This is a genomic window from Psychrobacter sp. 1U2, assembly GCF_051847575.1.
In genome coordinates this window covers 36,199-58,824 of record NZ_JBPYDC010000004.1, presented here as the reverse complement: position 1 = coordinate 58,824, position 22,626 = coordinate 36,199, and the positions used below count along the sequence as shown (strand labels likewise).

At 44.7% G+C, this 22,626-nt stretch carries 18 protein-coding genes and 1 tRNA gene; 5 read left to right on the top strand and 14 right to left on the bottom strand.

Annotated elements, in window-relative coordinates; translation table 11 throughout:
- Window positions 1-4: 4 nt before the first annotated feature.
- The 6 genes from uppS to rimO form a co-directional block, all read right to left on the bottom strand.
- Window positions 5-766, bottom strand: coding sequence for a polyprenyl diphosphate synthase (uppS, locus tag ACS8FD_RS03135; RefSeq protein ID WP_439274420.1), 762 nt, complete (start codon window positions 764-766; stop codon window positions 5-7).
- Window positions 767-1,068: 302 nt separating this feature from the next.
- Window positions 1,069-1,623: a ribosome recycling factor gene (gene frr, locus ACS8FD_RS03130; RefSeq protein ID WP_439274496.1), complete on the bottom strand. Its 555-nt coding sequence runs from the start codon at window positions 1,621-1,623 to the stop codon at window positions 1,069-1,071.
- Between the two features lie 82 nt (window positions 1,624-1,705).
- On the bottom strand, window positions 1,706-2,431 hold the full coding sequence (gene pyrH, locus ACS8FD_RS03125; RefSeq protein WP_439243121.1) for a UMP kinase: 726 nt from the start codon (window positions 2,429-2,431) through the stop codon (window positions 1,706-1,708).
- 347 nt (window positions 2,432-2,778) lie between these two features.
- Window positions 2,779-3,933: an RNA-guided endonuclease InsQ/TnpB family protein gene (locus ACS8FD_RS03120; RefSeq protein WP_439274419.1), complete on the bottom strand. Its 1,155-nt coding sequence runs from the start codon at window positions 3,931-3,933 to the stop codon at window positions 2,779-2,781.
- Complete coding sequence (locus tag ACS8FD_RS03115) at window positions 3,930-4,541, bottom strand: IS607 family transposase (protein WP_439274418.1); 612 nt, start codon at window positions 4,539-4,541, stop codon at window positions 3,930-3,932. The genes ACS8FD_RS03120 and ACS8FD_RS03115 overlap by 4 nt, the downstream gene beginning before the upstream one ends.
- A 101-nt stretch (window positions 4,542-4,642) precedes the next feature.
- Window positions 4,643-6,229 carry a 30S ribosomal protein S12 methylthiotransferase RimO gene (gene rimO, locus ACS8FD_RS03110; protein WP_439274417.1) on the bottom strand — a complete coding sequence of 529 codons (1,587 nt, stop codon included), beginning with the start codon at window positions 6,227-6,229 and terminating at the stop codon, window positions 4,643-4,645.
- 190 nt (window positions 6,230-6,419) lie between these two features.
- On the opposite strand from rimO, the gene ACS8FD_RS03105 reads away from it, so the two are divergent.
- From ACS8FD_RS03105 to ACS8FD_RS03095, 3 genes are all read left to right on the top strand, one after another.
- On the top strand, window positions 6,420-7,682 hold the full coding sequence (locus ACS8FD_RS03105) for a two-component system sensor histidine kinase NtrB (RefSeq protein WP_439274495.1): 1,263 nt from the start codon (window positions 6,420-6,422) through the stop codon (window positions 7,680-7,682).
- Between the two features lie 60 nt (window positions 7,683-7,742).
- The gene (locus ACS8FD_RS03100; RefSeq protein ID WP_439274416.1) at window positions 7,743-9,428 is read left to right on the top strand and encodes a sigma 54-interacting transcriptional regulator; all 1,686 of its coding nucleotides are present in this window, start codon (window positions 7,743-7,745) and stop codon (window positions 9,426-9,428) included.
- 207 nt (window positions 9,429-9,635) lie between these two features.
- A tRNA-Leu gene (locus ACS8FD_RS03095) sits at window positions 9,636-9,720 on the top strand.
- Window positions 9,721-9,795: 75 nt separating this feature from the next.
- Here the strand turns inward: ACS8FD_RS03095 and ACS8FD_RS03090 are convergent.
- Complete coding sequence (locus ACS8FD_RS03090; RefSeq protein ID WP_439274415.1) at window positions 9,796-10,734, bottom strand: protein kinase domain-containing protein; 939 nt, start codon at window positions 10,732-10,734, stop codon at window positions 9,796-9,798.
- Window positions 10,735-10,799: 65 nt separating this feature from the next.
- On the opposite strand from ACS8FD_RS03090, the gene ACS8FD_RS03085 reads away from it, so the two are divergent.
- Window positions 10,800-11,768 (top strand): ATP-binding protein, encoded by a 969-nt coding sequence (locus ACS8FD_RS03085; protein ID WP_439274414.1) that lies wholly within the window; start codon window positions 10,800-10,802, stop codon window positions 11,766-11,768.
- A 32-nt stretch (window positions 11,769-11,800) separates the two neighbouring features.
- On the opposite strand, the gene ACS8FD_RS03080 is transcribed toward ACS8FD_RS03085, so the two are convergent.
- The 7 genes from ACS8FD_RS03080 to ACS8FD_RS03050 form a co-directional block, all read right to left on the bottom strand.
- Window positions 11,801-12,916, bottom strand: a complete 1,116-nt coding sequence (locus ACS8FD_RS03080; RefSeq protein ID WP_439274413.1) for a ribonuclease Z — start codon at window positions 12,914-12,916, stop codon at window positions 11,801-11,803.
- 32 nt (window positions 12,917-12,948) lie between these two features.
- On the bottom strand, window positions 12,949-13,176 hold the full coding sequence (locus ACS8FD_RS03075) for a hypothetical protein (RefSeq protein ID WP_439274412.1): 228 nt from the start codon (window positions 13,174-13,176) through the stop codon (window positions 12,949-12,951).
- Window positions 13,177-13,336: 160 nt separating this feature from the next.
- Window positions 13,337-14,005: a glutathione S-transferase gene (locus ACS8FD_RS03070; protein ID WP_439274411.1), complete on the bottom strand. Its 669-nt coding sequence runs from the start codon at window positions 14,003-14,005 to the stop codon at window positions 13,337-13,339.
- 242 nt (window positions 14,006-14,247) lie between these two features.
- Complete coding sequence (gene rarD / locus ACS8FD_RS03065) at window positions 14,248-15,318, bottom strand: EamA family transporter RarD (protein ID WP_439274410.1); 1,071 nt, start codon at window positions 15,316-15,318, stop codon at window positions 14,248-14,250.
- A gap of 227 nt (window positions 15,319-15,545) precedes the next feature.
- Window positions 15,546-16,214: a glutathione S-transferase gene (locus tag ACS8FD_RS03060; RefSeq protein ID WP_439274409.1), complete on the bottom strand. Its 669-nt coding sequence runs from the start codon at window positions 16,212-16,214 to the stop codon at window positions 15,546-15,548.
- Between the two features lie 299 nt (window positions 16,215-16,513).
- Window positions 16,514-19,348, bottom strand: a complete 2,835-nt coding sequence (gene gyrA / locus ACS8FD_RS03055; protein ID WP_439274408.1) for a DNA gyrase subunit A — start codon at window positions 19,346-19,348, stop codon at window positions 16,514-16,516.
- Window positions 19,349-19,753: 405 nt separating this feature from the next.
- Window positions 19,754-21,409, bottom strand: coding sequence for an alpha/beta hydrolase family protein (locus ACS8FD_RS03050; protein WP_439274407.1), 1,656 nt, complete (start codon window positions 21,407-21,409; stop codon window positions 19,754-19,756).
- Between the two features lie 230 nt (window positions 21,410-21,639).
- On the opposite strand from ACS8FD_RS03050, the gene ACS8FD_RS03045 reads away from it, so the two are divergent.
- Entirely contained in the window at window positions 21,640-22,590 is a 951-nt protein-coding gene (locus ACS8FD_RS03045) for a methyltransferase domain-containing protein (RefSeq protein ID WP_439274406.1), read from the top strand.
- Window positions 22,591-22,626: the final 36 nt, after the last annotated feature.

The following is a 22,626-nucleotide window of genomic DNA, read 5'->3' as shown; positions in this document are numbered from 1 at the left end:
AGCTTCAAAGATTCGTTTGCATAGCCACCTGCTCGCTAGTTTTACCAAAGCGGCGTTGACGTTGACTAAATTCCCTTAGCATACCATCAAGCTCATTTGCACCAAAATCTGGCCATAGTGTTGGCGTAAAGAACAGCTCAGCGTAGGCGGACTGCCATAGCAAGAAGTTCGAGAGTCTATATTCACCGCCTGTCCGTATCAGCATATCAACCGCTGGAGCATCGGCAAGCTGTACATGCTGAGTCAGCAATTCCGCACTAATCTCATCAGCAGTAAGCTGTCCTGCTTGTACTTGCTGAGCAAGTTGCTGCGCGGCGTGAGCGATGTCCCACTGTCCACCATAACTGATGGCAATCACTAAAGTCATGACCTCAAAATGCGCTGTTTGCTGTTCAGCATCCAGCATCAATTGCTGCAGATCGTCATCAAGCTGGCTTCTATCGCCAATAAAGCGCAAGCGTATACGGTATTTATTCATCCGTGGCAGCTGTTCATGAATGGTCGAGGTCAATAAACGCATCAATAAAGCCACTTCAGCTGCAGGACGCTGCCAGTTCTCACTCGAAAACGCAAAAACGCTAAGCACCTCTACCCCAACCTCAAGACAATGCTCGACAATAGGATCCAAAGCGTCTTTACCAGCGACATGCCCCTCGCCTCGGCCTAAATCATTTGCCCGGCCATAGCGGTTATTACCATCCATAATAATGGCGATATGGCGAGGAAGTATAGAGATTGCGTTACTATGATTGCTATGATTAGACATTTTGGAGCCAGTTTGATTGGAGTGTTTAAGCACTATGATAAAGCGCTGCTTAACAGTATGGTTTTGACGATTGATCTTACTTATTTTTTCTATAGCCTAAAATCACTAGAGCCGTCGCTGATAAAGCCATATCATCCGTCATAACACCTGTCTTTATAGCGGTTTATATAAAAGATAGCCCAAAAAAAGGTTAGTAATAAAAAACTGGCACTCTAACAATTAGTGCTTGATAGATGCCAGTTTAAAGATGCTGCTTAATAGCGATGCTAATTTAGACTTAAAACATAAAGATACTAATCGATTTATACTTCCATCAAATCGCTTTCTTTTTTGCTTAAGCGGCTATCTATGGTTTCGATATACTTGTCAGTGATTTTTTGAATATCATCATTGGCGCGGCGCTCATCATCCTCTGAGATCTCTTTTTCTTTGGCTAAATCTTTGATGTCATTCATCATGTCGCGGCGAACGTTACGGATAGAAACGCGGCTGTTTTCTGCCTCGCTACGAGCCAGTTTTTGCATATCGCGGCGGGTCTCTTCAGTAAGCGCTGGCATAGGCACACGAATCACATCGGCACTCATTGGGTTGAGCCCCAAATCAGCTTCGCGAATGGCCTTGTCTACTGCTTGTACCATAGTACGGTCAAATGGCTGCACGAGTAAGGTACGCGAGTCTTCGACGTTGACGCTAGCGACTTGATTCAATGGTGTATCAGCACCATAGTAGCTAACCATAATCCCTGATAGCATGCCAGGATGAGCACGACCAGTACGCACTTTACTAAAGGTAGTATCGAGGGCCTCTAGCGTCTTTTTCATGCGCTCTTCGCCGTCTTGTTTAATTTCTTTAATCATCATATTTCCTTAATTTATCTATACGACAATAGTCATAGTTACTTATTTTGAAGGTATACGGTTATAAATAGTGGACTGCCGATTAATGATAGACACGAGTGCCTTCGTTTTCGCCCATGACGACATTTAATAAAGCGTTAGGCTTAGTCATATCGAACACTTGTAGCGGTACATTATGCTCACGGCATAGGGCAATCGCGGTCAGATCCATGACGCCAAGTTTTTGCTCAAGCACCTCATCAAAAGTAAGGCCATCGTATTTAGTCGCGTCGCTATGCAGGCTTGGGTCTTTATTGTAAACCCCATCAACCTTAGTCGCTTTTAAAATAAGACCGGCCTCAATCTCAATACCGCGCAAGCAAGCGGCAGTATCCGTGGTGAAAAAAGGATTGCCGGTACCGGCTACAAAGATACAAACCTCGCCGTTTTTAAGATAACGAATGGCATTACGGCTACTGTAGCTCTCAGTGACTTCGCCAATAGGCAAAGCCGACATCAAGCGCGTTTTGATATTGCGGCGCTCAAGAGCATCACGCATGGCGAGGCCATTCATGACGGTTGCTAGCATGCCCATTTGGTCACCAGTCACACGGCCAACTAAGCCCTCTTTTTGTAGCTGTGCGCCGCGGTATAGATTGCCACCGCCGACGACGATACCGACTTGTACCCCAAGGCCACGCAAATGAGCAATTGACAGACTCATCTTGTCGAGTACCTCAGTATCGATACCCATGTCTTTTCCGCCCGCTAAGGCCTCGCCTGATAGTTTAAGCAAGATACGCGAAAAACGGGGATTTTTATCAGACATAAGAGCACCTTTTTATCATTAAATATTATCGTTAAATTACCGTCAGAACTGTCATCAAGTCGCCAATAGCCTGAGTAGCAGAGCAAATCGGCTAAATTGCGCTAATTGTAGCAAAAACTATCCCTTATTGGGCAATTTTCATTCACCGTCTCTGTCATTACCCATAATAGATATACGCTTCCGTTCCAAAAATCTTACTCAAACCTAGCCAATATTGACTATTAGATAGGTTTGACGTTTTCTTTCTGCTTCATTGTCACGCGCTATTTCTCATTTGAGACTTAGACTGACCACGACTCCACAGTCTTTTTTAATTGGCGATGGAACTCACCGTCCAACAAACAGGGTTATGCGGCTGTTAAGATGACAGTCGCGTTATTCAAAATATTGATGCTGGCATTAAGGTCACGGTTATGAGAAACCTGACAGTTAGGACAGATCCACTCACGCATTTTCAACGTCAGTTCATCTTTACCAAGGATATGACTGCAGTTTGAGCAAGTTTTTGAGCTTGGGTAGAAGCGCCCGACTGATTTCACAACCTTGCCTTGCTCATTGGCTTTGTAGATAAGCTGTCGCTTAAACTCAAAGAAACCCAAGTCACTGATCGCTCTTGATAGTCGTCTGTTCTTAACCATACCTTTGACGTTTAAATCCTCAATCGCAATCACATCGAACTCATTAATCAGACTTGTTGTGATTTGATGGAGAGAATCTTGCCTAATACACCTGATCTTATAGTGCAAACGAGAGAGCTTGGTTTTCGCTTTTTCTCTGTTTTTACTGCCCTTCTTGGTACGGCTTAGGTTTTTATTCAGCGTTCTTAGTTTTTTAAGGTTTGCCTTTAGCGGTTTTGGTGCTTTAATTTTAGTACCGTCCGATAAAACCAATAAGTCAGTAATACCAAGGTCAACACCCACATTTTTGCCAGTTCTAGCAATTTCTTTAACCCTGTTATCAATCTCAACAGCCACACTGACAAACCACTTACCGCCACGTTTAGAGATGGTGGCTGACATGATCTTGCCGTCAAAACGTAAAGCTTCTTTTAAGCGAACCCAGCCCAAGTTTGGGATACGAATGGATTTACCTTTGATGGCAAATTGGTCGTTGGATAAGCTGAATCTATCGTCACGGCCTTTTTTACGAGCGGTTGGATATTTTGCCAAGTTTTTAAAGAAGTTGTTATAAGCATCACCTAATTGCATGATTGCCGCTTGCGGAGCGCATTTGGTGACTTCCAGCATATAAGGAAATAATTCACGCTTAATAGCGTTCAATTCGCGTCTGAGCTTCGCCTGTGAAGGCTTGTTTAGCTTTTTGCTATCAACCTCAACGCCTGCGGCCAAACACGCATCACGGTACGCCTTGTCAAGCGAATACTGCCGTTGCCACTCATACAAAGCCCAGTTGTAGGCTTTTCTAGCCACGCCGCAAGCACGAGCAAAGTGATTTGCCTGTACGTTGTTTGGTTTGAGTTCGATTGAGTGACCACGGATCATAATAATTTTTTAACTGCCTCTATTAACTGTTGGTTTTTCTTGCTGCGAGAGCCGTATAGCCTCGCTGAAAATACGGTGATAATCTCTAATACATCTTGGGCTAATTCTTGCTCAAAACTCAGCTCCTCGCCCTTATTGATTATTACCACATCCACATCACGCGCCTCGCACAACATGAAAATCAGTTCAGCGCCAAATCGCAAAAGCCTGTCTTTATGGGTGATTACCAGGCGTTCAACTTTATTATCTAGTATGTCATCCAGCAGGCTTTTCAGGCCTTTTTTCTTATAATTCATGCCACTACCAAGATCGGTAATCGTTTCAAAAACCCAACCTTGATTGGCGCAATAAAGTTCCAAAACCTGAGCTTGGCGAAGTAAATCGTCTTTTTGATCACGACTCGACACACGAGCATAAGCAATGGTTTTTCGGTCTAATTTAGGTGGTGTATTTAAAGGATGTGGTCTGATTTCACTTAAATCATATCGCCTATGCCCGTTTTCGGTTCGCTTGGCGACTAACGTGCCGTCCTCATCCCAACGTCTTAGTGTGGATTGAGCAACTCCAAAATGTTTGGCTGCCTCGCCAATACTAACCAGCTTTCCCATAACCCTATCTCTACATCATGATATAATCTGTTTGTTATAAACATAAATGGATAGGTTTAGTTATATTTTAATTAACTGTTCGTAACCCCTTTTATTTAGCCTTAGCTTTGGAAGCTGGCAAATAAATCGTATTCGCTAGCGTCATCGATAGTCACGGTCAAGAACTGACCGACTTGTACCCCAGCGTTAATATTATCAACATAGACGTGACCATCAATCTCTGGCGCGTCCGCATAACTGCGGCAGATAGCGATATTTTCTTCAACATCAATCTCATCGACTAACACTTGCAGGGTCTTACCGATTCTCTCTTGTAGCTTTTGTGCGGAGATTTCTTGTTGGAGCGCCATAAAACGCTCGTAACGCTCTTGCTTCACCGCTTCAGGAACAGGATTGGGCAAGTCATTGGCTACGGCGCCTTCAACTTCTGAATAAGTAAATGCCCCGACCCGGTCCAGACGCGCCTCTTTTAGCCAGTCAAGCAGACACTGAAAGTCCTCCTCGGTCTCACCTGGGAAGCCCACCACAAAGGTTGAGCGAATGACAATCTCAGGACAGATCTCACGCCACGCTTTGATCCGCGCCAAGGTATTTTCGCTGTGCGCGGGACGTTTCATGGCCTTGAGGATCTTATGGCTGGCATGCTGGAACGGGATATCAAGATAAGGCAACAGCTTACCCTCGCCCATCAGCTCAACCACTTTATCGACATGCGGATACGGATAGACATAATGCAGACGCACCCAAATGCCCAACTGGTTCAGCGCTTGGCACATATCATAGAACTTGGATTTGAGCGGCATACCGTTCCAAAAGCTAGTCTTGTATTTTAAATCTAACCCATAAGCTGAAGTATCTTGCGAGATAATAAGCAGCTCTTTGACGCCAGCATTTTTTAGCGCCACCGCTTCATTCATCACCTGATCAATCGAACGTGAGACTAGATCACCTCGCAAGCTTGGAATAATACAAAAAGTGCAGCGATGATTACAGCCCTCAGATATCTTTAGATAAGCATAATGGCTTGGCGTCAGCTTGATACCTGCTTCATCGATCAAATCGATTTTGGGATTATAGTCCTTATCTTGCTCTCTACTAGGACGCGGTACATGCTGGGCGACAGCGGTAATGACTTCGTCATAAGCATGCGCGCCAGTCACTGACAATACGGCTGGGTGCATGGTTCTGATTTTCTCTGCCTCTTTACCCAAGCAGCCGGTGACTATCACTTTACCATTTTTGCTAATGGCTTCACCGATAGCGTCGAGCGACTCTTGTACTGCCGACTCAATAAAGCCGCAAGTATTGACCACTACCAAATCTGCGCCCGCGTAATCGCTAGCTACTTCATAGCCATCACGGCTAAGCTCGGTGATAATGCGTTCGCTGTCGACCAATGCTTTTGGGCAACCTAAAGATACAAAGCCGATCTTTGGCGCGCTTACTGGCGAGCTAGCGTTAACACTACTTGACTGCACACTACCGCTTTGTTCGATGCTACGGTTTTGGTTGTGATTGGCTTTATGGTGATAAGCTTTATTAGTGCTAGATCCTTGTTCACGACTCTCGCTACTAACTTGTGCGGGATTGAATAGGGTAGCAGTAATTTTTAGAGTGGCGTTAGCTGGCGATACTATTGCCGAATCGGCTAAAATAACATCATCTGATGGCGTAGAATTTTTGGACATAGCTGACCTTGCTTGAGATAAAATGGCTGAGCGCATTGTACGTTTTTTTTATGATAACTGCTAGTTTTGCCGTGCTATGCTGTTGATTTATGGTTAAATGTTGCTGATTAAACCACAAAGACGCAAAACGTCGCACCTATTCATTTATTAGGCGGTATCAATGACTACTAATTCAGTAGCCGCGACGGCTATGCCTGACTTAGACTTGCCCGACTTAGACTTGCCCGACTTAGCCTTTATCTCGCAGCAGCTATTCACCGCCGTCTTATGGGTCGATGACGCATTAGATGTCAAGTGGGTGAATGCTCAAGTAGAACAGCTACTGGCCATTAGCCGCGGTAGGTTGTTGGGACAATCCATACTCAGATTACTAGCGCCCGAAGAGTTAGAGCACGCAGCTACAAGCGTATCTATAACAACGGATAATACGCCAAACAGCCCACTGACTGAGCGTTTTTATCAAGCACAGCAGTATCAGCAGCCTTTTGTCACTCACGATCATATGATAGATTTTTCTTCTAATAGTCGTGCAGCCCTGCTCATAGACTATAGTGTAACTCCGGTAATTTATCAGGATAGACACTATTTTATCATTGAGATGTGGGGTAAAGATCGACAGAGCCGCATCACGGACGATCAGCGCCAACAGCAGCAATACGAAGTCGCTCGGCAAATGCTGCGCTCGGTTGCTCACGAAGTCAAAAATCCGCTGGCAGGTATCCGCGGTGCCGCGCAGCTACTCGAGCGGCAATTCAATAAGCTTCATAGCATTAAAGACTCATTACCCAATGAAAGCAATACTATAGAAACTGATGACAACAGAAAAAGTAAAGCTCTCAGCGAAAAGCTGCACGCTTATACCGATATTATCATCTCTGAGACCGATCGCTTAACGCAGCTTATCGGTCAGTTGTTAGGCTCTAACCAGCCTGCCGATTGGCAACTGCTTAACATCCATCAGCCTTTAGAACATGTATTGGCTTTAGTGCTTAGTCAATACCCTCAAGTGGCCGTACAGCGTGATTATGATTTATCTCTGCCAGAGCTTACAGCAGATAAAGATCAGCTGATTCAGGTGTTTTTAAACTTGCTTAATAATGCTTGTGAGTCGATGACAGAATTTGCCCAACGACAAAAAAATCCCAACTATCAGGCGCAGCTAGAGATTCAAACCCGTATCGCTTTTCAGCACACTATCGGTCCACGACAGCATAAGCAAGTACTGCAACTCTCCATCACTGATAACGGCGGCGGTATAGAGTCAAGCTTGCTCGGACAGATATTCTTCCCGATGGTGACGAGCCGCGCGGCAGGTACAGGACTTGGCTTATCGATTGTGCAAGATATTCTCAGCCGGCATCATGGTATGATTGAGGTGCGCTCTAAAAAACATGAAAACGGCAGTTCAACTTGCTTTACGCTGTATTTGCCTTTTACGCAGCCGTTGAACTAACTTGATTTTTAAACACTGTCTACTGCTAATGATGACAATAACGATGAGCTACATAATACTATGACGACTCTTGCTACCTTATGGCTTATCGATGACGATGCCGCGCTACGCTTAGTATTAGCCGACACTTTTACTGAAGCCAATCTGACGGTTATCAGCTTTACACAAGCGCAAGCGGCATGGACGCGCCTCAATGAGGTGTTACAAAAGCGCGCGCCTGCATCCCAGCTACCTGATGTTATCTTGACCGACATTCGTATGCCGATGATGGATGGTCTATCATTCAGCGATTGGGTGCATAAGCACTTCCCTGAGCTGCCTATCGTCATTATGACCGCACATTCAGATCTGACTTCAGCTATTAATAGTTATCAGGCAGGCGCTTTTGATTATCTAGCCAAGCCCTTCGATTTGGACGATGCTGTAGCGATTATTTATAAAGCGCTCAACTATCAGCCGAGTGGCGATACTCATCAAGAAAGCTTAATTGAGAATAATACGGCTATAAATGAAGAGCCTATAGAATCAAACCCTACTCAGAACACGAACAGCCAGCAAGATAATAAAACTCCCAGCCAGGCTAAGACCAAGCCCCCTTCTAAGCCAAGCGTCACTACTAATCCTAGCGGCATCATCGGGCAGTCGCAAGCCATGCAGACAGTATTTCGTGCTATTGGCCGTTTGGCGCATTCTCCGATTACCGTACTTATCACCGGTGAATCGGGCACGGGTAAAGAGCTAGTGGCTAGCGCCCTACATCAACACTCGCCGCGCGCCAATCACCCTTTTATCGCGCTAAACATGGCAGCTATTCCGCATGATTTGATCGAGTCCGAGCTGTTTGGGCATGAAAAAGGCGCCTTTACCGGAGCGACGACTCAGCGTCAAGGCCGCTTTGAGCAAGCCGATGGTGGCACGCTGTTCTTAGATGAAATTGGTGATATGCCGTTTAGTACGCAAACGCGGCTGTTGCGCGTGCTTGCTAATGGTGAGTTTTATCGAGTTGGTGGTCAGCAGCCTGTCAAAGTCGATGTGCGTATTATCGCTGCCACCCATCAAAATCTAGAACAGCTCGTTCAGCAAGGCAAGTTTCGTGAAGATCTGTTTTATCGCCTCAATGTCATCCGCCTACCACTACCACCTCTGCGCGCTCGTCGTGAAGACATTCCTGCCTTAGCCAGGCACTTTATGCAGCAGGCTGCCGAGCAAATGAACACCGCAGTCAAACAGTTAAGTCCTGATGCTCTGCGCATTATGCAAGCCTTTGACTGGCGCGGTAATGTGCGCCAGTTAGAAAACGTTTGTCTCTGGCTGACGGTTATGGCGGCTGGGGATATGGTGCTTACCCATGACCTACCTCCTGAGCTGCTAGCTCAAAAAGCGCCGGACCCAGCGTTTAGTGATAACTCTCAAGCTACTTTTGCGCCTCAAGAAAATCAATACGCGCAACCCTTAGATAATAGTTCGCCTATTCATTCGCATACCTCTACAGCGTTTGCTGAGCCTTCCCTTAGCTGGCAACAAGCCTTAGCAGACTGGGCTAAGCAGTCTTTGCAAGCGGGTGAAACTGACATTCTACAGGCAGCGACCCCAGAGTTTGAGCGAGTACTATTGAAAGCGGCGCTTAACCATAGCGGTGGTCGCAAGGTAGCTGCGGCTCAGCTATTAGGTTGGGGCCGCAATACGTTGACACGTAAGCTAACACTGCTCGATATATCAAAGCCTGACCCTGCTACAAAGGACTAAGCAAGTCTTTGATAAGCTTATCTTTCCTATAAAAAGAGCATAAATTATCATTTAAATACTAAAAAAAATTAAATTAATTTGCAAAAAGGGGTTGCCAAAACTGCCAAACTCTATATAATAGCCAACCACTGAGACGCACTACCGAATCAGTTATCTGTCTGTCAGAGGTTTGAATTTAAGCGCTGACGATGATAGAGTAACGATAATGGGGCTGTGGCGGAATTGGTAGACGCACCAGATTTAGGTTCTGGCGCCGCAAGGTGTGAGAGTTCGAGTCTCTCCAGCCCCACCATTTTCGGATAGTACATCTTAGACCAAATATTAAAGCCTGCTTTTTAGCAGGTTTTTTTGTGTCTGAAGGTTTATTTCATAATTTTAAATCATTCAAAACCTCCTCCATATTCAGATAGCGTTTCTCCACTCGCTTAGCCAAAGCCTTATCCACAATATCTTGATAATGACTATATTGAGAAGGCAATTTGGGAGTAGGCCGTTGGCAATGCTGAATCGTCCAGTCTCGCCATGGCTCATTAGTTGACGACTTAATATTATAAGGTCGCTCGCGCGCCAAAACCTCATACACCATAATCCCAAAAGCATAAATATCGCTTTGCACCGTCCCGCCCTGCCCTTGCCAGCGCTCAGGCGCAAGATAGGCGGGTGTGCCTGCGCTATTTTTAACTTGCACATTGTTTTCAGAGCTATGGTCAATGGGCTGTGCTAAAGCAAAATCCGTTAATAGTAAATCATGCTTTTTAATAATTAATAGATTACTAGGCTTAATATCATTGTGTAGCCATCCTGCTTGATGCAAACTATCGATAGTTTTTGCCGCTTTAACGATAAGTCGGTGCTTTTGTTCCGTAGTTAGTGATTGCTTGAAATACTGCGCCAAACTGCCTTGTGAGTAACAAGGCATGGCTAGCAAAGTTAACCACTGCTTTTGCTCTAGTATGTTAAAACTTAAGGTTTCGTAAGCTAGAACTGGAGGAGCAATAGCGGTTTCATAACTACTTTGCAGCCTGTTCAATACCATCAAAACTTTTATTTCGTGATTCAAAGACGCTAAACCTAATGAGCTATCGGCGCTAAGTTGCCATTTAATCATCACCTTACCAAAGAGATCGTGAGTGGCACGGCTTAAGCCTTGATAGGTTTTTGTAGAATCGTTTTGTTGGCTAAGCCGTTGATGCACTATATCAAGATAGCCTAATTGCGCTAGCTCATTAGCTATCGTAGGTAATAGCTTGTCAGCCTGTCGTTGCAACCCTTGTTTTTTTGACCAATGACTTTCCTCATTTTTCATAGTAAAGTAAAGCCCTTATATTGCTATTGCTTGCATTAAATTTAACCTAAACGATTAGAAAACCTATGTCTGAATCAACGCCGTCCGATCACTACGCCCTACCCGAACCGTTACTGAAATTACTCGGCCAATATCTACAAGAGCGCGTCACGCCTACTATCCAAATCAACCCTGAACAATTGGCCTATCGCTGGGTCGGTGGTCGTACAGGGCACCTTGAGCCGCTAGCGGTCAATTTGTTTTTGAGTTTAGACGATTTGCAAGGTATTGAGACGCAAAAAGCAAAGCTGGTACAAAACACGCGTCAATTCTTAAAAGGTTTTCCTGCCAATCACGTACTGATGACTGGGACTCGCGGTGCCGGTAAATCATCCTTGATTCGTGCCCTATTGCAAGAATATCATAGCGAGGGTTTACGTATTATTGAGATTGCCCGTGATGATCTACAAGTGCTCGATAAGATTCGTGCCGCTATCAATGAGCTGCCTACTGACAGCCAGTGCCGCTATGTGGTGTACTGTGATGATTTAGCGTTTAATGGGCAAGACGAGAGTTATAGAGCGCTCAAAAGCGTGCTTGATGGCGCGCTTGATTCTGAGCAAGATAAGCTACTGGTCTATGCCACTAGTAATAGACGTCATCTGTTGCCACAATTGATGAAGGATAATATCAGTATTTATGATGGACAGACCGATGAGGTCAATCCCTATGAGACGGTGGATGAGACCGTGTCTTTGTCGGACCGCTTTGGTCTCTGGTTATCCTTTCATCCGATGGATCAAAATACTTATTTACAGATTGTGCAGCATTATCTGAGCTTAGAACAAGCGAAAATATCTGGCACTTTAGGAAGTAATAGCGAGGCTAAAATGACTACCATTAGCAAAGAAGATGACCCTATAGCCGATGATATCAGAGCCGCGGCTCTACGCTGGGCATCAGAGCGCGGAGGCCGCTCAGGGCGGGTTGCTTATCAGTTTAGTCGCTACTTTAGCGGCAAAGCACTATTGGCTGCGGCTGATAATCAGGGCTAATATCGGGTCATTTAAAGAGGCTGATTTATTGGCTATTTATTTGTGAGACCTAAATACTGAACGCTGGATTCGGCAGTGTGCTCACTACCTTTGTTATTAGCAATTGAATCGCCTTCGACCGTATATTGTGCAAAGTCCTCAGCTAACCATAAATGACCTTGATAATACCTCTGCGCTTCTAAGCGAATATGGCTCATGTTAGCGGTATCGCTATTAGGATTATCAAAGTTCTGATAACGAGCGCTAAAATGGGTAAGAATTAAATGTTGTAAACCACTATCCTGTGCAAATTGTGCCACTTGCTGAGCGCTACTATGCATGGGATCGAAGCCTACCTTGCCAGAGTTTTTGGCTAAGATACGCGCTTTTACCTCATTAGTATAAGTCGCTTCATGGACAAGTAGATCTGCGTTTTTGACAGCCGTACCCAACAGCTCTGGTCTATCGTTATCCCCTGCCACCACTATCCGTGTGCGCCGCTTATTATTAAGCACATAATCTTCCGATAATAACTGCTGCTCATCGTCCAGATGCACATCATGACCTTGCTGCAATTGCCCCCATAACTGGCTAGCAGGGATGCCCGCCGCTTTGAGCTTCTTCGTATCTAACATCCGCTGACTAATCGTTTGCGTCACCCCAAAAGCATGCGAGGTAACTCGGTGCGACAGTTTCGTGATATCAATCTCGAGCTGTTGCTGATTATCTAAAGCTAGGGGGATTTTAGCTACGTTATCAGACAACACCTCTTCTATCGCTATAAAGTCGATCGCAAAAGGAAAATGTAATTCAGTGGTTGATTTTACCGCGTCAAGAAAGTCGTGAATGGCTTTGGGCGCAATAATGGTTAAGGGTGCGGTGCGTCCTGACATCGCGGCGCTCGCAAGCAAACCTGGCAGGCCATAACAGTGATCGCCATGTACATGAGTGATACAGATAGCCGTCAGCTGATGCAAAGACAGCTTAGTCTGAAGCAGTTGCTGCTGGGTGCCTTCGCCGCAATCGATAAGTAGCCAAGGTCGTGATTTTTTGCGGGACTGATTTCGACTAGACGAATAAGGATTTAGACATTCGATAGCGAGCGCAGTGACATTACGCTGCTTAGTAGGTACACCAGCTGAAGTGCCCAAAAAGGTGAGTTGTAGCATAGCTCGCTGCTTACTCCTTAGAAACAAAAAAGCTAGGGTAACTCACAAATAAACGTGCGTTTTCCTTCAATGATTTGCCCGCCACTAGCGTAACATTCGTTCGCCATATTAGACTCATATGACTTCCAGCCGCCATAAAAGCTTGCAATACAAAGCAGCGCGACGAGTAATTTTTGGCCCCAGGTCTTTAGCGAGATTGGCTGCTGCTCGATAATATCTTGCTCAAAAGGCTCGTCAGTTATTTTATTTGGCTCTTTCATTATCCTACCTTTTTGAAGCGTTTAATTGTATTTTGCTATTAAAAAGTCTACTAAATAGAAAATCATTTGCTAGCCATTATAACCAAAAAGCGCATCATCAACGAATTGAATGACGCGCTTTTTGCTTCTACCTAAAAATCCATTTTACGAGCTTAACCGCTTAGAAATTAAGACGACCGCCCTTCTCTTCGCTGCGTTTAAAGGCAGGACGCTCTTCACTACGCTTTAGCCAGTTTAAGATATTGGCATATTTTTTTCTATTTAGACCTTCACCTGCATTAGCGCCTAATATGGGCAGATGCATTTGAATATCGGCAGCACTGAACTCACTACCCGCAAACCATTGGTTATCTTCTAAGTGCTTCTCCACCATTGCAAATATTGGATCTAAACTTGATTGGATCATGTTTTTTTCGATTTGCGCTTGAATCTTTTTACTCACTGGTTTGATCAGCATTGGCGATTGCTGCACCACTTTGGTAAATACCAAGCGCATCACTAGCGGCGGCATCACTGACGCTTCTGCAAAGTGCAACCAAAAAGTATAATTCTCCCAAGCGGCTTCGTTGTCATCTGCAGGCTTAAACTGCTGCTCTTTATCATAGTGCTTGAGCAAATACTCAATGATAAATCCTGACTCTATCAGCGTCCGTCCGTCTGCTTCTAGTATAGGAGCATGACCTAGTGGATGGACTTCTTTTAGGCTATCTGGGGCGCGGTAAGCTTTGGTTCGATTATAACAAGTGAGCTGATAATCAGCCTCCAACTCCTCCAATAACCATAAAATACGAAAAGAGCGCGAGTTTTCTAAATGATGAAGATGCAACATAAATTCTCCTAATAATATTCTGATAAATTGAGCGAATAGTAGCTTGATGGGTTCTGATGGTAATTGATAACTATAGAGACCAATGACTTAATTTTTACTACCTTAAGATTATCATATCTCAGTCAACTCCCCTTTAATACCAGCAAAGCCCATTACAGTTACCAAAAATAATATCTAACCGGTCAAAGTCTCGCAGCACTAGAGTCTATCTATAAATACGGCATGCGCTCGAAAGACTTGACTTACTTAGTATTTAATTTATCAATCTTGCGCGACATCTTCGCGATTTTTTGTTGATAGCGGCTAATTTTTCGAAAACGCCTAGCTGCGAATATCCCTTCAATACGGCGATTTTTGAGACGTTGACGCGACGGAAAACTATGCACTAATGGCTCATTATAGCCATGTAATCGATCCTCACGGCGACGATATAGATAGCCTCTAGCGCTGTCTATAATCATAATCGCTAAAGCCACTATAATCATGCTATACATAAATAACGAGCCGCCCTCATCAAGACCTTGACTCAATACTGTAATAGAGAATATAAATAAGAAAATCGGCTCTAAATAGCTCAAAGTTCCAAATAATGACACCGGCAATTTACTACTAGCCACCATCGTCAGCGACATTGCAAGCGCGCTAAATATCCCCAATAGCGGCAAGAAATACCAAAACTTATTATCGCTTAGCGCTACACTAAAGCCGCCACTGCTATACAGCGCAAAAAGCACCACCGGCAAAAGTAAAGTCAGATCTGACAATAGACCGGTAATCGGTGGCACGGCAAGCTTGCGGCGCATCAAAAAATATGGCGGATATCCTAAACAGACAAATAAAGTCGCCCACGATATCGTACCGTATTGATAAACATCATACGCAACGCCTAGTGCCGCTATTAACGCAGCTAGCCACTGCAGAGCGCTCATATATTCTTTATAAAAAAACCGTCCTACCATGATCATTACTAATGGTAATAAAAAATAGCCCAAAGTGACATCGAGTCCTAAGCCATTGACCGGTCCCCACATAAATAGCCAGATCTGCCCGCCCAAAATCGGCGTAGGTAGAATAAATATTAGCCACTCTTTTGGGGTTTTTAGAGTTTTTAGGTAATCAAAAACATGCTGCCACTGTTTAGTCAAGCTGACCAATATGCTCAAGCTGATAAGCATCATAATGACCCGCCATGACGCTACTTGCGTGCCCGTTAAAGGCTGCATCAATAAACCAAATAAGAATAATAGCGAGAATAAAAAGCTCGCAAGCGCTCCGGCGATAGTTCCTTGTACGGTTTGATTGGTCTTGAGCATAACAGCAGCCTTACAAAATGAGCTGATACAGAAAACAGCAGGTAAAAAAGATTTAGAACTATAGAAAAAATAAATACCTTGTTAATGAAAACAGTAAGAGCCTCTAACAAGGGTGTCAGAGGCTCTATATAAGAAGTCGTGAAATCAGCAAATTAGTCGCTGAGCGTGAGTGATTATATAAAACAGTTGGAGACTAAAACGAGCCTAATTTAGCAAATATCTAATCGCTACAAGGCTAGACGGCCTCCTCTATTTTCAGCTTGCTTAAACCCATCTCGTTGTTGACAGCGCTTGAGCCAAGCGCTTATTTTAGGGTAACCGCCCTCTGCCAATGCAGTACGAGACTTTGCAGCAATAGCCACAAAGTATACTTGAATATCTGCCGCGCTAAAACTCTCGCCTGCAAACCAAATGTTATTTTGCAAATGCGCTTCCATCATAGTCAAAATAGCGTCAATACTATCCGCTATCATGCTTTTTTCGACCTGCTTTTGAATGCCTTTAGCGACAGACTTTATCAGTCGCGGCGATCTCTCTACGATTTTATTAAACACCAAACGCATGACCAGTGGCGGCATCGCTGAAGCTTCGGCAAAATGCAGCCAAAAAGTATAATGCTCCCACGCCGTCTCATCGCTATCGTCAGGTTTGAAGCGCCGCTTGTCATCATAGTGCTTAAGCAAATACTCAATAATAAAAGCAGACTCCACTAAGGGCCGACCATCGACTTCCAATATCGGCGCATGTCCTAGCGGATGCACCTTTTTTAGGCTATCCGGTGCTAGATAAGCTTTGGTACGCTCATAGCTAGTCAACTCATACTCAACATTCAGCTCTTCTAAAAGCCAAACAATACGAAAAGAGCGAGAATTTTCTAAATGATGTAGATGTAGCATGAGTTATCCTAATTTGAGTCAATTAGCAAAGCGCTATAACACCTTATTATAAGCTAACGACTAGCGCTTATAATTTAAAGCCTATTAATAATAGCTTAGTTATTTAAAATTTGATACTCATAGGCGCTCTGAAATACTGGTATCACTTTATAACTTTCAGGCTTTTTCAGGCTTCTCTTTTAAAGCTGCTGAAACTAACTTTTATAATATTTGAATAAAAAAGTTAAAAACCTCCAACGTTATCGTTGGAGGTTTTTTTGAAAATGTAAAATTAGAATGACAGCTCTTAAGCTAGCGGTTTAGTCCTCGCCCTTAACCTCGCCATCCTCATCGATGCCAGTTTCTATATCATAGTCGTTAGCGATATCGACAGTATCGCTAATATCATCGTTTACGTTGCTGGCAGTTGTCGCATCGATATCTGCCTGCTCCTGACCTTCAACGTCAAAAGTACCATCCTCACGCATAGCCTCAATCAGCTCATTATCTTCTTCTTCGTGCTCGACCCTAGCCATAGCGACTAGCTTCTCATCTTTAGACAGACGAATCAATGTTACGCCCTGCGTATTACGACCGGCACTAGCGACATGCTCGACAGGGGTACGCACTAAGGTGCCTTTGTCAGATATTAAGATAATATCGTCTTCTGGATCGACCTTGGTTGCACGAACTAAAGCGCCATTACGCTCACTGGTTTTGATAGCGATAACGCCGCCACCGCCGCGATTCTGGGTATTGAATTCTTCAATAAAGGTACGCTTACCAAAGCCGTTTTCACAAGCTATCAAAATCTCGCGAACATCATCTTCGATAACGACTAAGGATTTAATAAACTCGTCATCTTTTAAGCGCATACCGCGCACGCCTTTGGCGGTACGACCCATAGCACGGGCATCGTTTTCATCGAAGCGTATAGCTTTACCGCTTGAGGCAAATAGCATCACCTCTTGGCTACCGTTAGTGATACGCGCGCTCACTAACTTATCGCCTTCCTCTAAGCTTACGGCAATCAAGCCATTGGAGCGAATAGTGGCAAACTGCTTGAGCTCTACGCGCTTCACCGTACCATTAGCCGTCGCAAAGAACACAAAAGGCGGCTCGGCAGTAGTGCTGCCTTCTAACAAATCCTCGTCGGTCTCGTTTACCGTAAGCTCATGTTTTGCGGAGGACTCTTCTACCATCTTCGGAATAGGTAGTATCGTCGTCACCGATTCATCGCCACTTAGTCCAATCAAGTTCACTAAAGGACGACCACGCGAACCGCGACTGGCAATCGGTACTTCAAAGCCACGTAAACTAAAGACGCGGCCGGTATCCGTGAAGCACAATACCGTAGAATGCGTTGAGGTCACTACTAAATGATCAATAACATCATCTTCTTTCATCGCCGTAGCAGACTTACCCTTACCGCCACGTTTTTGCGCGACATAATCATCGATAGGCTGGGTCTTAGCGTAACCGGTACGCGAAACCGTCATCACGACAGTTTGCTCTGGGATTAAATCTTCGCGGCTAAAGTCAGTACGCGAATCGATGATATCAGTACGGCGTTCGTCACCAAAGTTTTCACGAATCTCAATCATCTCATTAGAGATAATGGTCATCAGCTTGTTAAAATCACCTAAAATAGACTCTAAATTAGCGATTTCACGTAACAAGTCTTGATACTCTTCGGTCAATTTATCTTGTTCAAGGCCGGTCAGACGATGCAACTGCATCTCTAAAATCGCATTGACCTGCTCAAGCGATAAGCGATAACTTTGCTCGCCTTTAGTCGTATCATCGATAAGACCAAACGGCGCTTTAGGATCTTCGCCTTCGATGTATTCAGGGCGTACCGATTGGCTACCGGCTGCCTTTAGCATAGCGACGACGCTACCTGAGCCCCAAGTATTACCAAGCAAACTCTCGCGTGCTTCACCGCGGCTAGCAGATGCTTTGATCGTGGCGATAATATCATCGATATTAGCTAGCGCTACGGTCAAACCTTCAAGCAGATGACCGCGAACGCGAGCTTTATTGAGCTCATAAATAGTACGGCGCGTTACCACTTCTTGGCGATGACGCACAAAGGCAGCAATCAGTTGGCGCAAGGTTAATAGCTTAGGCTGGCCATTATCGAGCGCCACCATATTGATACTAAAACTAGTCTCAAGCGGTGTCTGCAAAAACAAGTTATTGACGATAACTTCAGCGGTTTCGCCGCGGCGCAAGTCAATAGCGATACGCATACCGTCTTTGTCAGACTCATCACGTATTTCAGTGATGCCTTCAATCTTTTTGTCACGAACCAGCTCTGCAATACGCTCAATGAGCTTGGCTTTATTGGCCTGATAAGGCACTTCGGTGAAGACAATACGCTCACGATCACGGTTGACACCTGTGTCGCTCATCGGCTCAATATGATAGCGACCGCGCACATGTAAGCGGCCTTTACCAGTGCGGTAAGCGTCTTGGATTCCCGCGCGGCCATAGATAATGCCGCCCGTCGGGAAGTCAGGACCTGAGATATGCGTCATCAGCTCCTCGCCCGAGATTTGTGGATTCTCAGCGTATGCTAAACAAGCATTAATCACTTCGGTCAGGTTATGCGGCGCCATATTGGTCGCCATACCGACCGCGATACCGGTCGCACCATTCACTAATAGGTTCGGTACACGAGCGGGCAACACACTAGGCATACGCTCGGAGCCATCATAGTTATCTTCCCAATCGACGGTGTCTTTGTCCAAATCGCCTAGCATCTGATGGGTCAGCTTGGTCATGCGCACTTCGGTATAACGCATCGCCGCCGGTGGATCATCATCAATCGAGCCAAAGTTACCTTGGCCATCAACCATCGGATAACGCAAGCTAAAGTCCTGCGCCATACGTACGATCGCATCGTAGACTGCGCTGTCGCCATGCGGATGGTATTTACCGATGACGTCACCGACCACACGCGCCGACTTCTTATAAGGCTTGTTGTAGTCGTTAGAGAGCACATGCATAGCATACATAACGCGGCGATGGACCGGCTTGAAGCCATCACGGACATCGGGTAGCGCACGCGAGACAATCACACTCATCGCATAATCCAGATAGGACTGCTTTAATTCATCTACAATGCCAATAGGACTGACCGACTCGCTCATATACACTCCTTCACTCATATTCGCTATATTAATTTTGCAGGCTTTATAGATAACTTTATGGGCTAAGCAGATTTTGATAAACGTTACATCAACGCGCAAAATTGCTAGGCAAAGCAACACCATAAAGCGTGAAAAATCTTGGGAAAATGATGATCGTTTTAGTGGTAAATAAAGAGGACTATTTTAGCACAAATCTGCAAGCTTAGGGGTATCTATATGCCAATAAAATCAAGCAAAACAGCTGATTAGCTGGCTTTATTTTATAATAGAAAAATTGTCGTTATATACCTTTCATAAACTGCCATTTTTTTATAAAAATCGGCGGTCCATAAAAAAACTGCACCCTTTTGAATGCAGTTTTTTGTTTACGCTATTTAATAATTACCAACCACTATCTTTTTCAGCTTAAGAGCGCTCAAAGTCTTGCTTAAAGAATTCACGAGTCGCCTGCGTACAAGCTGAACTCACTAAGCTACCATGGTAGTTGCTATAAAATGCTAATAGCGGATTGGCACCTTGTGCCGTAGCATCGTCTTTGACTTTTTGCACGCTATTGCTAAACCTAGTTTGTACGCTATCCACTACGTCGTTAATATCCCACGTATTCATCGATGCTTGTCCAATGGTGATCAGAGTTGTATTGTCTGGGCGACTCTTTTTATTGTCTCTATCAACATCTAGCACAGTAATATTCAGTTTAGCAGCTGGATTACTAGCACTTGCTGCTTGCAACAAGCCCGCCATAGACCCAGTATTAGTATCAAAATAGACAGTCGGATCTTGGTTACCGCCACAAAGTAGTGTCGGCATAGTCGGTACATAGCCACGCAAATCATTGTCTTTTAGCGCTTTACGTAGATTATTTTGCGGATTGGCCGCTGGCAAATTATTACTATCAGCTATTATCAAACCATCAGGTATCAAACCATCAGGATTATTGACAGCATCGGTCACGTAAGCGGCACGAAAATCTGTTTTGATAAGATAGTCACTATCATCATATCCGCCCAATGCGGAAAATATTGAGCCTTTACTCAACCCTGCCAAAGCTGGATCGGTTGGATTGTTTTGGAACAAGGCATTATTGGGCACTTCGCCCGCTGCCACTAAGTCGCCAAACGCCGTATTACTAGGTAGCCGTACGTCAGCATACTTATCTAAAAAGATATCTGAAGGTTGCTCATAAATGTTGCTGTATTTCTCTTTTAAGCCGATACCTAACAGGGGCGCAAATCTAGAAGCGCCGATGTTGACGTTACCTTTAAAGATTTCGTCACCAAAAGCTGCTAGAGCATAAGGCCCTGATAGCGGCGCGATTGCCGTTACTGTTTTGTTTTGCGACTCCAGCAATCTAGCTGTTGCCATAGCGACATGACCGCCTTGTGAGTAGCCTGAGAGGTATAATTTACCCGAATCCTCGATATTGGTGTAATTGACATTGTTCGCCACTTTTTGCTCTTCGATTACTGAGCGAGCACTCTCTAGCGCATCGACCATGTCATTTGATTGCTGCTCAGCGACTAGATACGGATGGTAATCAAGCTCTGAGTCGTCATAACCAGCATAGTTCGGTGCTACGACAATATAGCCTTGGGCGGCAAAGTTGGCTGCTATTAGCGTTGACTCGCCGACAGCAGGATTATTCACATTACCCACTTGCGTGAAGTCATAACCTCTATCGGTAGTAGTACCATGAGCATAAAGCAGTACAGGACGCTCGCCTTGACACTCGTCGCTATCACCCATTGGTAACATCAACGCTGCCGTAGCGTTAGTGGCCTCGCCGGCAGCGCCAACAGTCGGATAGCTGACTTTTTCAACGGTGACGCCGCACTCAGCATCAGGGGTGTCAGCATTCTCTCCAATAAGAGTATCAATCTGATCTGGGTTAAATGTCTTTACAAACTCTGAAGTGGTTGAGGATTCTGTTGATACTTGCGTACTAAAATCATTATCATCGTCGCCACAAGCTGTCAGTAATAAACTACTTGCTACGGCTACTGATAACAAGCAGCGAGACCGCGTTAGATTTTTGGAGAAATTAGAATGGGAGAGAGACATATTCGCTATCCTTAGCAGTAAATATAGAAGTTAGACATCATCAATAGTCGTTGTTATGGTCAGTAAAAATGGCCGTTGTTGATGCTATTACCTTACTGTTTATACCGTATAATAGCCTGAAAAGATACTCTGAAATTTGCAATACAAAGTCATTTGACTAGAGTCTGTTTGATATTTAGCATGCTCTATATTCAGTCAACACTCACTATTTTAATAAAAAACGAGCTTTTATGAGCCAAACCCCAAAACCTTCAGACGATCAGCTTACAGCAGCTCGGGTAGATCGCAGTTTTGAGCCGATTGCCGATCACTTCGAAAAAAAAGTCTATGGCGGCTTAAAAGGAGAGATTAGGCTCGCGGTACTGCGTCGCGATATTTTTGAATATGCAGAAAAACAAAGTCAAAGCTTAGGACGTCCGCTGCGTATCTTAGACGTAGGTGCAGGACTAGCGCAAATCGCTATAGAGCTGGCGGCGCAAGGTCACACGCTTGTCATCAATGATATCTCAACCAGTATGCTATCAAAGGCGCAAACGCAAGTAGTCGCTTTTGAAGCGAATAATAAGACAAAGCTAGATATCACCTGGCTGGTTTGCCCTTATCAGCAGCTACCGGATAAGCTTGCTAAGCAAAGTACTACAGAAAAAAATTTAGTAGAAGAAAGCTTTGAGAAAAGCGATTTTAAAGGCGAGAGCTCTGAAGAAAAGAGTTTCGCAGAAAACAGCGCCGATAAGTTTGATTTAATTCTTTGTCACGCGCTGCTCGAATGGCTTGCAGAGCCGGCTGAGATAATGGATTTTTTTGCGGCGCAGCTAAGTCCTAAGGGCGCGCTATCGCTATGCTTTTACAATCCTGCCAGCTTCGATTATCGCAATCTGATTATGGGGAACTTTAATTTGCTTGATCGCTTACTCGAAGGAAACTATGAGGCCGACAATAAAAAAAGCCTGACGCCCAATCATCCAGTCGCTAGACAAGAGGTCGCAGCGTGGCTACAACAACATGAGTATAAAATTTTGCTAGAAAGTGGACTGCGAGTCTTTCATGATTACGCGCCGCTTAAACGTGGCGGTCATAACGACGCTGAGGCGGTGATAAAGATGGAGCTGCGCTACTCACAATTAGAGCCGTACAAATGGCTAGGTCGCTATTTGCATATCTTAGCGACCGCTGACACTTAAAGTTTTTGTTAAGTCCTTGAGCGCTTAGTCTTGGGC